This is a genomic window from Rhodococcus sp. YH3-3 (genome assembly GCF_001653035.1).
Classification (GTDB): Bacteria; Actinomycetota; Actinomycetes; order Mycobacteriales; family Mycobacteriaceae; genus Rhodococcus_F; species Rhodococcus_F qingshengii.
In genome coordinates, this window is record NZ_BCWH01000001.1 from 210,418 (window position 1) to 226,745 (window position 16,328).

Sequence of the window (16,328 nt, forward strand, 5' to 3'; positions counted from 1 at the left end):
GCGGACGTGAAAAACGCCCCGAACCTGGTCGGTTCGGGGCGTTTCCCTCATCGCAAATCAGCTGTTGACACCTGAGTGAACTACTCGCGACAACCAGAACGCGCCAGGAATCCGCCTATAGCAACACCTGACAAAGCAATGGCTGCGCCGACGACGGCGCTGACCATCACCGTGCGAGCATCTGTGCCGCCCGCTGTCGGTGCAGCGGCCGGAAGAACCGCCGGTGCCGCGACAGCTCCGGAAACTACCGGCGCGCCTTCGACCGCCACTGCCGGTATTGCCGCCGCCACGGCGGCAGTGACCTTCTCGGGGATGCCGTTGGCAATGACGCCGTCGATGCTCTTGAAGAACACCCCGGCCATCTTCTTGGCTACACCGGTGATCATGCGCTGCCCGACGCCGCCGACCATCCCGCCGACCACGGCGTCGGCGTCATACGAAAGCAGCGTGCCACCCTCGTTCTCCGTCAAGGTGACCGTGACGTCCGCCTTCACCGTGCCGGGAGCACCCGCCCCCGAAGCCGTCATGACAAACGAATTTGGCCGATTCTGTTGCGACAGAACAACCTCGCCGTCGTAGACGCCCTTGATCGACGCGACCCCCGCCATGATGGAGAGCTTGTAGTGATTGTCCGTGAGCTGCTCGAGCGACTGCACACCGGGAATGGTCGCGGCCAGTACACGACCGTCCTGGAGCTTGTCGTAGACCTCTTCGCGAGGTGCCGTCAGCTGCGCGGTGCCGGCGATTCTCATGCATTCTCCTCTGATGACGAACCCGCGTGTGCGAGTCGAAGTTCGAACAGTTCGGACGGTGAAATGGGCATGGACGTGATCGAGATTCCTTCGGCGTCCTCGATGGCAGCCGCGATGACGGCGCTGGTGGGGATCACACCCGCCTCACCGGCACCCTTCATTCCGAGTGGGTTGAGTCCCGACGGCGTGACGGTGTGATCCATCTCGAGCGAATCCGGCATCTCGGTGACGAACGGCATCAAGAAGTCCATGTACGACGCGTTGAGCATCTGCCCGTGCTCGTCGTAGACGATCCGCTCGTAGAGTGCGCCGCCGATACCTTGCGCGACGGCGCCCATGACCTGACCTTCGACGATGCGGGGGTTGATCACGTTTCCGCAGTCGTGGATGACAACGTAACGACGGACCGTGATCTCGGCTGTCACGGGATCGGTTTCGACGATCGCCGCGTGCACTCCCGAAGCGAAGGTAGAACTGGGCGGCGAGTAGTAGCCGGTTGCTTCCAGACCGGGCTGCTCACCCTCGGGAATCGGCGGCTTCGACATGTCCGTGTCGGTCTTGGCGAAACCGGTGGCCAGCTTCGACTCACGGTCGAACGCATATCGTAGCGGGTTCGACAGCACGGCAACAACACTCAGCGGTACGGACGTACCTTCCACGCCGGCTTCGGTGCCGATCTTGCACACGTGGCCTTCCCGGAGTTCCAGTTCGGTTTCCGGCAGATCCAGGATTCCGGACGCGATCTTCTTCGCCTTCTCCGCGACCATCTGCGCTGCGACGTGGAAGGCCGAACCTGACATGACCGCACCACGCGAGGCGAAAGTGCCGACGGCATAACCGAACCGGCGGGTATCACCCGTGACGATCTCGACGTCGGAGACCTTGACTCCGAGGTCGTCCGCAACGATCTGGGCGAACGCGGTCTGGTGGCCCTGACCCTGCGTCGTCAGGCCTGTTGCGGCCTTGACCTTTCCGGACGTCTCGACCACGACGTGCGCACCCTCGTAGGGTCCGGGTCCGGTTCCCTCGACGTACGCACCGATACCGATTCCGACCGACCGACCTTCGGCACGAGCCTTCCTCTGGTACTCGGGAAATCCGTCCCAGTCGATGAGCTTCTTGAGCTTGTCGATGCCCGCCTGGTAGTCGCCCGTGTCGTAGATCAACGGGCGTCCGTCCTGGAACATCAGGCCGAAGTCGTACGGCATGTCCTCGGGGCGAATGAAGTTCGCCTCCCGCACCGCGATCTTGTCCTTGTTCAGGTACTTGGCGATGGCGTCCATGGATCGCTCCATCGCGAACACGGCCTGCGGACGTCCGGCGCCGCGGTACGGGGTCACGATCACGGTGTTGGTGTACAGCGAATAGGCGTTGACCCGGAACGACTTCGGCTTGTACGGCCCGAGAACCTGCGTCGCGGTGTTGATCATGACGATGATCCCGTACGGCAGGTAGGCACCGTTGTCGTGCCAGAACGTGAAGTCGAACGCCAACAGACGACCCTCGTCGTCGAATCCGATGTCGACCTTCTGGATCTGCCCGCGCTCGTGTGCGCTCGAGATGAAGTGCTCACGGCGATCCTCGACCCACTTCACCTCGCAGGAGATACCGGCCTGGCCGAGGCGTCGAGCGGCCCACGTGATCATGACTTCTTCGGGCCACGGGTGAACGATCTTGACGCCGAATCCGCCGCCGACGTCAGGAGCGATGCAGTGAACCTTGTTCAGCGCCATCCCCAATCGCGCGGCGATTGCGGCGCGGGCGGACGTGGACGTCTGGGTGGAGGTCCAGAACGTGAGGGTGTTCTCGTCACCGTCCCAACGTGCGTAGACGCCCTTGCCCTCCATCGGCATGGAAGCCGAACGCTCGATTTCGAGATCCAGCGTCAGTCGGTGCGGCGCGGCGGCCAGTTCGGCATCCAGATCTCCGAACCCGTGCTGCAGGTGAGCGGCGACGTTGTCCGGAACGTCGGCGTGGACGGCGTTGGCGGCGGTGCGAGCGACGTCGATCCCCACTACAGGCTTCAACGCCTCGTAGGTGACGTCGATCTTCGCGCAAGCGTCCTCGGCGATGTACCGGTTGTCGGCGACCACCATGGCGATGGCTTCTCCGACATGCTTCACCTCGTCCTTCGCGAGGGGATACCCGTTGCGCGGAGCGATGATTCCCGGATGAGGAATGAGCAGTGGCAGGTTCTCCGCCATTTCCGGCGTGTCCGCGAGGAGATCTTCGTAGGTGTAGATGGCATGTACACCAGGCACTTCCAGCGCCTGGTCGATGTCGATGTCGATGATTCGCGCATGAGCGTGCGGCGACCTGACGAATGCCGCGATCAGCGCGTTGTGGCCCAGATCGTCGAGGTATCGCCCCTGACCGCTGAGCAGACGCGTATCTTCCTCGCGCGGAATCGGTTTACCGAAGAACTTGCCGTCGTCGGCAACCGAATGATCGGCCGTCGAATGATCGGAAGCGGGATGCTTCGCCCCGTTGCGCTTTGCTGGTTTGACCGGAGTACTCATGCCTTACCCGCCCGTCCTCCGACGGGATTCGTTGTTCCCCGCACTTTACGATCCAACGCCTCCCGAGTGGACGCGTCGTCGATTCCGAGCGGGAACTGCCCGGCCCGTTCACGCTTGATCTCGGCTGCGCGCAGAACCGACGCCCTGATGTTCTGGTACCCCGTACAACGGCAGAGGTTTCCCGCTATCGCGTCGGTAGCTTCCTCCCGCGTGGGGTTGGGGTTCTCCTCGAGAAATGCCGCGATGGTCGTCACGAATCCCGGAGTGCAGAATCCGCACTGCAGACCGTGACAATCCTTGAACGCCTGCTGAACCGGATGCAAAGTGCCGTCCGGCTCGACGAGGCCTTCGACGGTGGTGATCGATCGACCTTCGAGGCTGGCCGCGAGGACGAGGCAGGATCGAACAGGCTTTCCGTCGAGCAGCACGGTGCACGCACCACACACGCCGTGTTCACAACCCACGTGCGTGCCCGTCTTACGGAGGTGGTGACGAATGGCATCCGAAGCCAGAGTGCGGGAGGGAAGAACGACGGTGTTCGTCACCTCGTTGAGCGTGAACGTGACAGCTACATGGTGCTCACCGGTATCCGCTGCCAGCTCGGCAAGTTGATCATCGATGGAGCGATCGTTTTTGGACATTGTCACCACTTTCCTGCCAGTACTGCGTTCTCACTGAGAGCATCCGTTGCCGCCGCGAAGCCGACCCGCGCCGTGAGCGCGGACACCAACTGCGAGCGGTACGCCGCCGTCCCGTGAATGTCTGCCTCGGTATCTATCTGCGCGCGGGCGCATTCCCCGAGGGTGCGCCACCGCGGGTCCCGCTGATCCGTCGCCGACGCCCCCGCCAGCACGTCCGTGTAGTCCACGACCTGCCCCAGCTCTCCGGCGGACACGTACGTCATGTGCGCTTCGGCCACCAGACCGTCGACCACGCGAATCCGGGCGACGACACCGACCAGTGCATAGTCACCGTGACGACGCGCGATCTCGTCGATGGCGGTTCCCACGCCGGGTTCGGCGGCGGGCACCGACACCGACACCGCGATCTCGTCCGATTCCAGGCTCGACTCGAGAGGGCCGGCGAAGAGATCCGTCGACGCGATCTCGCGGGTGCCACGCACCGACTGGACGGTCACGCTGCCCCCGAGCAGCGTCAGGACTGCCGGCATCTCCGCCGACGGATCGGCATGGACGATGGAGCCGACGCTCGTCCCGCGGTTACGGATCGTGGGGGGCGCTACCAACTGCAGAGCACGGTTCAGCAGAGGCTGGACTCGACGAGCACCTTCGTCGGCCGCCAGCACCGAGTGCGTGGCCAGGGCCTGGAACCGCACTCCTTCGTCTTCGGACGAGGTCACCGAAGCGAGGTTCGGGATCGATCCGATGTCGACGATGTGGGCGGGCGCGGCGAGGCGCATGGACAGCAGCGGCACAAGCGATTGCCCACCGGCGAGCACCTTCCCCTCGTGAGAGACCTCGGAGAGGATTCGGCACGCGTCCTCGACCGAGGACGGTCGGTGATAAGTCAGCGGCGACGGTTTCATTACTCAATCCTGCCTCTATGAGTCACTTCACGTTTTGTGCAGATGTGACAACGGTCACGGGTCATACCTGGCATACATTCAACTTGGCATCACGTGAGCTGCACCACGGGCTCTTCGCGTTCGTCATCTGACGCATTCGCCCCCGGCGTTGCGCCCGGCCGCCTGCCGGACTTCGGCCTGTTCAGTTCAGGGTTCCAGGACCCCACGAGCCGGCAGAGGTGGTACATCACGATCAAGACGATGGTGCCGAGCGCGATACCTCCGAGCGAGAACGTGTCACTGAACTTCAGCGCCGTGTCGCCGATACCGATGATCAGACCGGCGGCAATCGGCATCAGATTCAGCGGGTTCCCGAAGTCGACGCCGTTCTCTTTCCAGATCTTGGCGCCGAGCAGACCGATCATGCCGAACAGAACCACAAGAATTCCGCCCAGGACGCCGCCGGGCGTCGCCGCCATGACTGCTCCGAACTTGGGCGAGAAGCCGAGCAGGATCGCGATGAAACCCGCAATCACGTACGCGGCGGTCGAGTACACCCGCGTGGCAGCCATGACACCGATGTTCTCGGCATGAGTCGTCGTAGGGGAGCCGCCTACTGCGCTGGCGATGGCGGTGGCAAAACCGTCACCGGCAATGGCGCGTCCGATGTACGGGTCGAGGTCGTCGCCCGTGATTTCGGCGACCGCCTTGACGTGTCCGGCGTTTTCCGCGACCAGTGCGATGACACCGGGAAGCACCAGAACGATGAACGTGAGGCTGAACGAGGGAGCATGAATACCGACGATCCCGTTGGCTTCGTCCGAGAACGGCGGCAACCCGAACCAGGACGCCGAGTGCACCGAATCCCAGTTGACACGAAAGTGCTCGGTGGGTGCGCCACTACCACTGGCGGACGTGATCGGACCGGAGAGCCGGTCGAGGACCCACGAGAAGATGTAGCCGAAAACCAGCGCGACGAGAATGGCGATACGTCCCAGGAAGCCGCGTAGCGCAACGCTCATCACGATCAGTGCAACCATCACGATCAGTGCCACCCACTGATCCTGCGGCCAGTACAACCCCGCGACCACAGGCGCCAGGTTGAAGCCGATCAACATCACCACAGCGCCGGTCACCACCGGCGGTAGCGCTTTACTGATGACGCCACCGCCGAGAAAGTGGATGGCGATGCCGACGAATCCCAGAACCAACCCCGACACCAGAATCGCACCGGTCACTTCGGCCGTCGTTCCACCTTGGGCACGAATGGCGGCAACGCCACCGACAAAAGCTGCGGATGTTCCGAGGTAGCTGGGGACGTGCCCCTTGACCACCAGCAGGAAGAAGAGCGTACAAAAGCCCGACATCATCACGGCAAGTTGAGGATTGAGGCCCATGATGATCGGGAAGACGAACGTCGCGCCGAACATCGACACGACATGCTGGCCGCCCAACCCGATGGTTCTCGCCCAACTGAGTCGCTCGCCGGGAGCGACCACTTCACCGGCTCCGATGTTCTTTCCGTCTCCGTGCAACGTCCAGATCGGCATGACGAGACCTTTCGCAAAGGAGGAAGGTGTTCGAAATGCTTTGTGCCCCAGCTCACAAACACCGTGTCTGGAGTGAAACGCTAATGCAGGACCGAGATTTGGACGTGATGACAATCTGCCAGAACCCACTCACCGAGATTGGCAACAATGGTGACAGATGATGCGGGCAGGGGTCATCGTCAGTGCTGGAGGCAGTTTCGACCGAAATGAGGACCACGCCACGAAGGGCCCAAACATTTTCTTCGGCTTAATGATTCCGTAACACGATGTCTGTCAACGGAAAACGACAGTCCTAGCCGAGGGCTGCGAGGATCCCTGCTGCCATCTCCGCGACCTGATCATCGGTCATGACAAACGTCGGCGAAATCTGCATCGCACCCTGACCCGCCGCGCGACCCGAAATACCATGCTCACGAAGCGTCTTCACGAACGGCAAAGCCTCCGCCGGATCAGCCAACTGCACCGCAGCAACCGCACCGAGCCCACTACGAACCTCCGCCACCCGCGGATGCTCCGCCAGCGGCTGCAGATGCGTATGCAACGACACCTCCAAACGCTTCGACTCCGCGAGCAGATTCTCACGCTCGAGAATGTCGAGGTTCGCCATCGCCGCCGCAGCAGCACCGGCATGCCCGCCGTAGGTGTACCCATGACGCCACCACGAACCGGCATAGAACGGCTCCGCCACCCGCGGCGCGATGAACACCGCACCCATCGGAACGTAACCCGACGTCAAACCCTTTGCCGTGGTCATCATGTCGGGCTGCAAATCGAAACGGGTGGACGCGAACCACTCACCACCGATACGGCCGAAACCGGTCACGACCTCGTCGACGACAAACAGAATGTCGTGCTCACGGCAGATGTCACGCACCTCGGCCAGATACCCCTCCGGCGGCAGATACACCCCACCCGCACCGATGATCGGCTCCGCGAAGAACGCAGCGATCTTGTTCGCACCGACCCGCTCGATCAACTCGAGCAGACTCTTCGCATCATCCCAGCCGACGGTCGCCGCATCCGCCATCAGCTCGCCGTACCCCTCACGGTTCACCGGAATACCAGCGAGAGCCGTTCCGGCAACGTGCATTCCGTGATACGCCTTCTGGCGTCCGACGATGATCGTCTTCTCCGGCTGCCCCACCTCGTGCCAGTACCGACGAGCAAGCTTCGCCGCAGTGTCCACCGAATCCGAACCACCCGAGGTGAAGAAGATCTTGCTCCCGGCAACCGGCGCGATCGTCGCCAACCGCTCCGCCAACACCTGCGTGGTCTCGGGAACAAAATCACCGAAGTTGGAGAAATGAGCGATCTTCGACAACTGAGCCGCCACCGCATCCGCGATCTCGGTGCGCCCGTGCCCGACATTGGTGAACCACAGGCCCGCTGTCGCATCCAGATACCGAGTGCCCTCGCGGTCCCAGATGTACGCGCCCTCACCGCGTGAGACGACAAACGCGCCGTTTTTCTCCACAGCGCCCATGTCCGCGAACCCGTGCCACAATGCCGAAGCCATCGTCTTTCTCTCCCAACTGGATACGTTCGAAATAGATCGGTCAGTTCACGCGGAGTGCGGGCGGAAGAACCCGCTCGACCCACTGGGTTGCCTGCTCGAATGCGTAGGCGAGTTGGAGTACGTCCAAGTCGGCTCCGTGCCGACCGATGATCTGGATACCCATGGGAAGCGAACGATCGTCGAAGCCGACCGGCATCCCCGCAACCGGAACCCCGGCCATCGTCCAGGGAACAACCGTCTCCATCCACCGGTGATACGTGTCCATCGATCGGCCGTCGACGGTCTCGGGCCAGTGAGTGTTCTTGTCGAAAGGAAACACCTGGGCACTGGGCGCAAGAATGTAGTCGTAGGTTTCGAACATCTTGGTAATGGCCGACAGCCAGCCGTTGCGGGCCTCCGCGGCCTTGGTCACGTCGAGAGCCGACAGTGTGACCGCGTGCTCGAGTTCCCACAACAGTTCGGGCTTCATCAACTCGCGCAAGCTCGGATCGTTGTACTGATCGATCAAGCCGAGCTGTGCCCACCAACGCCACCGCAAGAACAGTTGCCAGATGTCCTCCGGTTTGAAGTCGGGAAGCGCCGCCTCGACGCGGCACCCCAACTGTTCGAAGACCTCGAACGAGGATTCGCACAACTCGAGAACTCCAGGTTCGGTTGCCAGGTAACCGTTCCAGTCACCGACCCATGCGATCCGAGAGCCCTTCAGATCACGTGCGAGGCTTTCGGTGAATACCGCGGGATCCTCACGAATCCCCAACGGTGCATAAGCATCCGGCCCCGCCATCGTGGAAAGCAGGTGAGCCACGTCGGTGACGGTTCGGCCCATCGGGCCCACAACGGCGCCCTGAGCGATGAATCCCGTCTCCGGTATCCGACCCCAGGATGGTCGAAACCCAACAACGTTGTTGAATGCCGACGGGTTTCGGAGCGAACCCATGTAATCGCTTCCATCAGCCACCGGCAACATGCGGAGCGCCAACGACGCTGCGGCGCCACCGCTGCTACCGCCGGCAGTGCGCGAATGGTCGTACGGCGACACCGTCGTACCCCACACCGGGTTGTACGTCTGGGATCCGAGCCCGAACTCCGGTGTGTTCGTCTTGCCGATCACAATGGCACCGGCAGACCTGATCCGCTTGACGAACAGTTCGTCATCTTCGGCGATTCGATCCGCGAACATCGGCGACCCGCACGTGAACGGCAGACCCTTGGCTGCCGAAAGATCCTTCACCGCATGCGGAAACCCGTGCATCCAACCGAGATACTCCCCACTCGCCAACTGCGAATCACGCTCGCGCGCCTCCGCCGTCAACGCTTCCCGATCCCGCAATGCGACGATCGCGTTCACCGCCGGGTTATGTAATTCGATCTGATCGAGGAAGCTGTCCATCACCTCGACACACGACACTTCACGCCTGCGTATCAGACCACTGAGCGTGACCGCATCGGCCATGACGAGTTCGCGATTCTCGGGCGCACCGGAAACGCTCTCGTCGACAGGGTCAGCAGCATGAACCATCGTGAATCCTTTCAAGCAGTGAAGTGGGGTACGCCGCGGCGGACTCGCCGACACCGGCAACTGATTCGAGGACGAATTGCCGGTGGCGGCGCGACTGTCGAGGTTTCCAGCGAGGTTCTTGCCTACTACTGACCGAGATCGACGATGGCAGCGACTGGGCCGCCGCCCTCGGGACCCTGGTGCGCTGCCGATACCGAGACGAACACTGCCGGATCGCCGGTGACAGCTGCCGTGACTCCGCCGACACACGACTTGATCTGGCGGTGCCAGTGCACGTCGGAGTCGTCGAGCATCGCATTACGACGGCCACGGACCGTTCCGTCCTGACTGGCCTCGCACTTCAAGAACACGTTGACGAGTTGACCGTCCAGGTCGCTCGAGTGCGGCCGCTCCGGAAGTTCGAGTCCGGCGTCACGGATCGCCGCCCAGATGCCGTCCTGGTCGAGCGGATCCTTCATCACGCTGTGGCCGATCCGGTAGCGTCCGCCGACGCCGCGTGCGTTACCGACGACGACGATCTGCGCGCGGTCCAACTCGACGCCGGACGAGCAGGATGCGACAGAGGAGAAGAGTTCGCGGCTGTGCATGACATCCTCGTCGGTCGGCATGTCGATTTCGCCGAGCGCAACCGCGATCCCCAGAGCCGTTCCGCCGTTGGACAGGTCCATCGACTCATGAGTCTGTTCGGTCCACACAGTCTTGCCGCGGCTCTTGGCGTCACGGATGGTGTGAATTGTCAGCAACGGAGTCTTGGTCTGTACGTAGTGCACGTCGGCGGGATCGGTGATGCCGGCATTGGCCATCGCGTCTTTCACGGCCGCAGCAACTTTGGTGATCATGGCCGTACGGCCGATGTCCTCGGGCAGCAGTTGCTCACTCATGGCGACACCCACGGTCAGTCGCGGCTCGTCGGTCTTGGTGACCTTGTCTGCCGGCACGGTCGCGAAGATCGTCGCGTGCGGGCTGATCACGCCGTCCGTGCCGCCGGACCAGACGATCGGCACCTCCGCCACTTCTTCGGGGCTGCGATTACCCTTGGCGGAGAGAACCTCTCGGAACGCTCGGTCCGCGATGATGCGCGTGTAGTCGTTGACGCCGCCGTTACCCTCGGTTTTGCCGATGACTGCAATGACGCGGTCGGCCTCGAGGACACCGTCGTCGATCAGCTTGGCGAGCTCACTGGCGTCGGAGACGCTGTGTAGCGGAACCTTACGGACCTCGATTGCTTCGGGCATTGGCATCTCCTTGTATAGGGAATCGTGGAGGCAAAATTGGGCCTTGACAGCTCCGGGCGCCCAGTCCAGCCGAGCGGTTCGGAACTGCCGTGTCGACCACGCTATGACGACTCGAACCCATCGGCATCGTCAATACTTGCCCAAACGAAAACCGCGATTGGTTATTTCGACTCCGAATCACCGGTTGTGCGCCGCCCCATCGGTTCTCACTTACGATTCGACCATGGACACCACTGTTGTCGACCATCCGCTGGCGGCATCGCTGCTCACGACCATGCGCGACGCTCGCAGCGACAACGCAACGTTCCGGTCCGCCTTGCGCAGACTGACCCATATGTTGGTCTACGAGGCCATGCGCGGCGCAGAACTGGAACAGTTCGACATCGAGACGCCAGTTGCTCCGACGCTGGGGGTGCGGCTGGCGAATCCACCGCTCCTGGTCCCGGTCTTGCGAGCGGGCCTCGGCATGGTCGAACAGGCGAGTGCCCTTATTCCGCAGGCAGGCGTCGGTTTCGTGGGAATGGCACGAGACGAGAAGACACACCAGCCGGTTCCGTATCTCGAGTCCCTGCCAGCTGATCTGTCGAGCACCCCCGTCTACGTCCTCGATCCGATGTTGGCGACCGGTGGATCCATCATCCGCACAATCGATCTGCTCATTGCACGCGGAGCCACCGATGTGACTGCAATATGTGTCGTCGTGGCTCCGGAGGGGATCGAAGCACTGAAGAACTCCGGACATCCGGTCCGGCTCCTCACAGCGAGCATCGACGACGGCCTGAACGAAAATGCTTTCCTGATACCTGGACTCGGAGACGCGGGCGATCGCCAATTCGGGCCGCGGTAGTTGGCAGACATACGGAGAACCGCTCATTTCGAGAGGCTATTTTCGTCAACTGTTGACAATGTTCGTCGCGTGATCGAGCGTAGTCTCGCGACATGGATAGATCTGCCAAATATTCGAGCGAAGAGCTTCAACATTTGCCAGAAGGTGGCGACTACAGACTCACAGTTCGGGATGTCCTCGAGCTGCCCAGTCTGCGTGGAGCCGAAGTCCTTGCCGGGCACGGGGGCTTGCGCCACCTCGTTCAATCGGTGAACGTGATGGAAGTACCGGACATCCTCGCTTGGGTGAAGCCGAACGAGTTGTTGGTGACAACCGGGTTCCCGCTGCGCTACGGGCGAACCGGCGAGCTTCTCGACGACACAGATCTCAGTGACCTCGTCGACGGTCTTGCACGTCGAGGAGTCGCGGCACTTGCCGTGAAAACGGGCCGTTATCTCGACGAGCTGCCCGAGGCGATGCTGCACATGGCAGAGCAGCGAGGGCTTCCGCTGTTGGTTCTTCCCGTCACCGCGGGATTCGACGAGGTGATCTCGGAGGTCTTCACCAAGTTGGTGGCGAAGCAGTCCGCGGCACTCGACATTGCCGATCGACTTCACCGCTCGTTGACGTCGATCGTCTTGGAAGGTGGCGATCTACCTCAGATTGCCGCGGAATTCGCCGCGCTTTTCGACGTCAGCGTTCTGATCTGCTCGCCGGACGGAAGGGTATTGACCGAGGCCGGGGATTCAGCCGCGCTGAACGCGCTTCCGTTGTTCGAAAGCACCGGTCGGTTCCTGACCGAGCGGGTCGCCGTCGGTTTACAGAACGCACCCAAGGGATGTCCCGGCCAGTTGGCGCTCACCCGAGTGGTGGCCGGCGGCACCGACCACGGCCGGATGGTGGCGTACGCCGGCACCCACGAACTCGGCGCAGTTGTCGTTCAAGCGCTGGAGCGAGCGGCCACCGTTGCCGCGCTGGCCGTCACCAAACAGCTGGCAGTTGCGGCAGTGGAATCCAAGTTCCGCGGCGACTTCCTCCGTGACGCACTGATAGGCGAAGCCGGCTCGCCTGCGGAAGTGAGCGCGCACTTCACCCAGTTGGGGTGGGATGTCACTCGTCCACTTGCCGTTGTGGTTGCAGAACTCGACGTCGATCACCCGGAATCCCAGCACGCGAATTCCACTCGCACGGACCAAGATCGACTCAGCGACGGCTGGCAACAAGTGGTCCGAACACACGAGCGGACGGCGCCGTCCGTCGGGTTTCGACACGAGGTGGTCACGCTTTTCCCGACCAGCACCGACCGTGCGGTTCGGGACATCGAAGGGTTGGTGCGCAAGGTTGCCGGCGATCGCACCAGCGGCCGCCGATCCTTCAGCACGGGAGTGAGCCGGGTGATCTACTCCCTGGCCGATCTACCCGCGGCCTACGACCAAGCCTGTACAGCCGTGGTCGTCGGCCGACGTATCAACGGGCCGGGGCAGATCGCACACTTCGACGAACTCGGTGTACACCGACTCCTCTCGCTCCAGACGGACAAGAGCGAACTGCGTTCGTTCACCGATGACGTTCTGAAGTCCTTGTCGGCGGACAACGCCGAAGCCGCTGACCTGCGTCTGACACTCCAGACCCTGCTCGACTGCAATTGCAATGTCGCCGAGGCCTCCCGGGCGCTGCACATGCACTACAACACTTTGCGTTACAGAATCGGAAAGCTGGAGAGCGTCGTCGGATCGTTCACCGACGACCCCGTCCTTCGATTGAACGTCTCACTCGCCCTGCAGGTCATGAAGATGCACGAAATGTCATGACTTCGCACGATATGAGCTGACAGAACGTCCCGATAACGGTTCGATACAACCGCAATCGCGCGGCCCGGTGAGCATTCGTCACTTCTTACCCACCACTGACACCCGTCGTCGGCAAGGTTACCCATGTGCCGTTCACCGGTGCCCGCTTACGGTTCGAAAGACGGGCCGCACATACCTCCTTCAGTGGCCCTGGCCGGTTTCTCGGTCCAGCGGACCGGAGTCGACCGAACTACGGAGGCCTCAACCACCAACTGGCTCAGCCAATTACACCAGAACACGGCGGTGCGACATGAACTCGACTTCGAAGCCTCACAACACAAGTGCTCGTAGTGGTCCGTTACACGACGTGATAGTCGTCGACCTCACGCGCGCACTCGCGGGTCCTCACGCGGCAATGATGCTCGGTGATCTGGGTGCCGACGTGATCAAGGTCGAATCACCTCACGGCGGCGACGACACCCGAGGGTGGGGGCCGCCTTTTGTGGAGCCCCCGTTGGAACCACCGAACACGCAACGGGAATCGACGTATTTTCTGTCCACGAACCGGAACAAGAAGTCGATCACGCTCGATCTGAAATCCGACAGTGGGCGCGCGACCCTCGAAGATCTCGTCTGCCGCGCCGATGTTCTCATGGAGAACTTCCGCACCGGAGTTCTCGATCGACTCGGATTCTCGACCGAGCGGCTGGCCGAACTCAATCCTCGACTGATCGTTCTGTCCATCAGCGGTTTCGGCCACGACGGCCCGGAAGGCGGTCGCGCCGGCTACGACCAGATCGCCCAGGGGGAAGCCGGACTCATGTCGCTGACCGGCTCGAGTCCGGACGACGTTCAACGAGTCGGAGTTCCGATCGCCGATCTTCTCGCCGGAATGTACGGGGCGTTCGGTGTCGTCGCGGCTTTGAAGGAACGCGAGCAGACGGGGAGAGGCCGCGTTGTCCGAACGTCGCTCTTGGCCAGCGTGGTCGGTGTTCACGCGTTTCAAGGAACGAAGTGGACCGTCGCCGGCGAGGTAGGCACGGCGCAGGGCAACCACCATCCCTCCATCGCACCGTACGGACTCTTTCGTACCGGCGATGGCGCAGTGCAGATCTCGGTCGGCAGCGAAAGCCTGTGGAGAAGATTCTGCGAAGGATTCGACCTCGACCCTGACGCCCCGGGTATGGCAACAAACGCCGAACGCGTCGAAAATCATTTCCAGGTCGTCGAATTGATCGAACGTACCTTCAAGCCGTACTCGCGTGACGAGCTTCTGACCGAACTCGACCGCATCGGAGTACCGGCAGGACGGGTTCGGACGATCTCCGAAGTGTACGAATGGGAGCAGACCCGATCACAGGGATTGCTCGTCGACGTCGACCACAGCACGCTCGGAAACATCACACTGCCCGGTCCACCGCTGCGATTTTTCGATCCGGACGGAACCGAAGTGACGGAGACCCGCCACACTGCACCTCCGGTTCTCGGTGAAGACACTGACGAAATCATGTCGTGGCTACAAGGATTCACCCGATGAACCGCCTGACGGCTCGCGACTTGCTCGACCTGGTGATCGATGCCGGCACCTGGGAGTCGTGGGATACCCTTCCGATTCCCGTCGCGACCGACTCCGACTACGCCGAAGCACTTCTGCGGGCCCAGGAGAAGACCGGGCTCGACGAATCCGTCCTGACCGGAAGCGCCTCCGTCCGAGGCCGCCGTGTGGCAATCATCGTCTGCGAGTTCGGTTTTCTCGGCGGATCGATCGGCGTGGCGGCGGGAGAACGCCTCGTCGTCGCCATCCGTCGAGCCACCCAAGAGCACCTGCCCCTTCTTGCGCTTCCCACGTCCGGGGGAACGCGCATGCAGGAGGGGACGACGGCGTTTTTGCAGATGGTCAAGATCACCGCGGCGCTCATCAAGCACAAAGAAGCGCACCTGCCCTACATCGTCTATCTCCGAAACCCCACCACCGGAGGCGTATTCGCGTCCTGGGGATCACTCGGTCACGTGACGATCGCGGAACCGGGGGCCCTCGTCGGATTCCTCGGCCCCCGAGTGTTCGAGGCCTTGTACAACTCACCTTTCCCCGCCGGTGTCCAGACAGCGGAGAACCTTCACGAGCACGGACTCATCGATGCAGTGAGGCCGCCAGACCAGCTCGCCGAAATCGTCGAACGCGCATTGCGCATCATCACCGGGGCGCATCGTGGGCACCTACTGCCCAGTGACCCGTGCTCGTACGATTGCCCACCCGATACGTCAGCCTGGGAATCCGTCGTCGCATCCCGACGCGAAGACCGACCTGGGATTCGTGAAGTGCTGCTCAATTCCGCTTCGGACATGCTCCCGCTCAACGGAACCGGCCAAGGCGAGAACGATCCCGGCATCATGCTCGCACTCGTCCGCTTCGGCGACATGCCCTGCGTCCTTCTCGGACAGGACCGGCGCGGACAGACTGCTCACTCCCCACTCGGCCCCGGCGCTCTGCGGGAGGCTCGGCGAGGTATGCGGCTGGCCGCAGAACTCGACCTGCCGTTGGTGACGATCATCGACACAGCGGGCGCGGCACTGTCGAAGGAGGCCGAAGAAGGCGGACTGGCGGGCGAGATCGCTCGGTGCATAGCCGACATGATTTCACTCGAGGTCCCCACCATTTCCCTCCTGCTCGGGCAGGGCACGGGCGGCGGCGCCCTGGCACTGATTCCGGCCGATCGAGTGCTGGCGGCCCGCCACGGTTGGCTCTCGCCCTTACCTCCCGAAGGTGCGAGCGCGATCATGTTCCACGACATCACGCACGCGCCGGACATGGCAGCCAGTCAAGGGATCAGGTCCTTCGATCTGCTCGCGGGCGGCATCGTCGATCGGGTCATCCCCGAATTTCCCGATGCCGCGGACGAATCCGCCGCCTTCTGCACTCGCGTCGGAGCGGTACTGCACTACGAGCTGAGCGTGCTCAGTGCTACCGATGCGACTGAACGGCTCAACACCCGCACCGAACGCATCGACCGTATCGGCCTGGTCGAAGCCAGTACCTCCGTCTGATCGATCAGTACCCAGAACACCGGAAAGGCCGGACATCCTCCGCGGAGGATG

Annotated in this window: 13 protein-coding genes; 5 read left to right on the forward strand and 8 right to left on the reverse strand. The window is 62.5% G+C overall.

Annotated elements, in window-relative coordinates:
* Positions 1-80 precede the first annotated feature (80 nt).
* The 7 genes from YH3_RS01125 to YH3_RS01155 form a co-directional block, all read right to left on the reverse strand.
* Positions 81-752, reverse strand: a complete 672-nt coding sequence (locus YH3_RS01125) for a carbon monoxide dehydrogenase subunit G (RefSeq protein WP_003946004.1) — start codon at positions 750-752, stop codon at positions 81-83.
* Complete coding sequence (gene cutA / locus YH3_RS01130; protein WP_019746089.1) at positions 749-3,271, reverse strand: aerobic carbon-monoxide dehydrogenase large subunit; 2,523 nt, start codon at positions 3,269-3,271, stop codon at positions 749-751. Before cutA ends, YH3_RS01125 begins: the two co-directional genes overlap by 4 nt.
* A complete protein-coding gene (locus YH3_RS01135; protein WP_003946048.1) occupies positions 3,268-3,912 on the reverse strand; it encodes a (2Fe-2S)-binding protein in 645 nt (214 codons plus the stop codon). Before YH3_RS01135 ends, cutA begins: the two co-directional genes overlap by 4 nt.
* Positions 3,913-3,914: 2 nt before the next feature.
* On the reverse strand, positions 3,915-4,817 hold the full coding sequence (locus YH3_RS01140) for a xanthine dehydrogenase family protein subunit M (protein ID WP_064442852.1): 903 nt from the start codon (positions 4,815-4,817) through the stop codon (positions 3,915-3,917).
* Between the two features lie 89 nt (positions 4,818-4,906).
* Positions 4,907-6,346: a uracil-xanthine permease family protein gene (locus YH3_RS01145; protein ID WP_042448021.1), complete on the reverse strand. Its 1,440-nt coding sequence runs from the start codon at positions 6,344-6,346 to the stop codon at positions 4,907-4,909.
* A 292-nt stretch (positions 6,347-6,638) separates the two neighbouring features.
* Complete coding sequence (locus YH3_RS01150; RefSeq protein ID WP_064442853.1) at positions 6,639-7,862, reverse strand: aspartate aminotransferase family protein; 1,224 nt, start codon at positions 7,860-7,862, stop codon at positions 6,639-6,641.
* Between the two features lie 40 nt (positions 7,863-7,902).
* The gene (locus tag YH3_RS01155; protein ID WP_064442854.1) at positions 7,903-9,381 is read right to left on the reverse strand and encodes an amidase; all 1,479 of its coding nucleotides are present in this window, start codon (positions 9,379-9,381) and stop codon (positions 7,903-7,905) included.
* Here YH3_RS01155 and YH3_RS35910 point away from each other — a divergent pair.
* Entirely contained in the window at positions 9,373-9,513 is a 141-nt protein-coding gene (locus tag YH3_RS35910; RefSeq protein WP_155277953.1) for a hypothetical protein, read from the forward strand. The genes YH3_RS01155 and YH3_RS35910 overlap by 9 nt on opposite strands.
* On the opposite strand, the gene YH3_RS01160 is transcribed toward YH3_RS35910, so the two are convergent.
* Entirely contained in the window at positions 9,507-10,616 is a 1,110-nt protein-coding gene (locus YH3_RS01160; protein WP_007735206.1) for a ring-opening amidohydrolase, read from the reverse strand. The two genes, YH3_RS35910 and YH3_RS01160, sit on opposite strands and share 7 nt — an antisense overlap.
* Positions 10,617-10,839: 223 nt before the next feature.
* On the opposite strand from YH3_RS01160, the gene upp reads away from it, so the two are divergent.
* From upp to YH3_RS01180, 4 genes are all read left to right on the forward strand, one after another.
* Complete coding sequence (gene upp / locus YH3_RS01165) at positions 10,840-11,463, forward strand: uracil phosphoribosyltransferase (RefSeq protein ID WP_064442855.1); 624 nt, start codon at positions 10,840-10,842, stop codon at positions 11,461-11,463.
* 92 nt (positions 11,464-11,555) lie between these two features.
* Positions 11,556-13,253: a PucR family transcriptional regulator gene (locus tag YH3_RS01170; protein WP_064442856.1), complete on the forward strand. Its 1,698-nt coding sequence runs from the start codon at positions 11,556-11,558 to the stop codon at positions 13,251-13,253.
* Between the two features lie 289 nt (positions 13,254-13,542).
* Positions 13,543-14,769, forward strand: a complete 1,227-nt coding sequence (locus tag YH3_RS01175) for a CaiB/BaiF CoA-transferase family protein (protein WP_037132549.1) — start codon at positions 13,543-13,545, stop codon at positions 14,767-14,769.
* On the forward strand, positions 14,766-16,277 hold the full coding sequence (locus tag YH3_RS01180) for a carboxyl transferase domain-containing protein (protein ID WP_064442857.1): 1,512 nt from the start codon (positions 14,766-14,768) through the stop codon (positions 16,275-16,277). Before YH3_RS01175 ends, YH3_RS01180 begins: the two co-directional genes overlap by 4 nt.
* Positions 16,278-16,328: the final 51 nt, after the last annotated feature.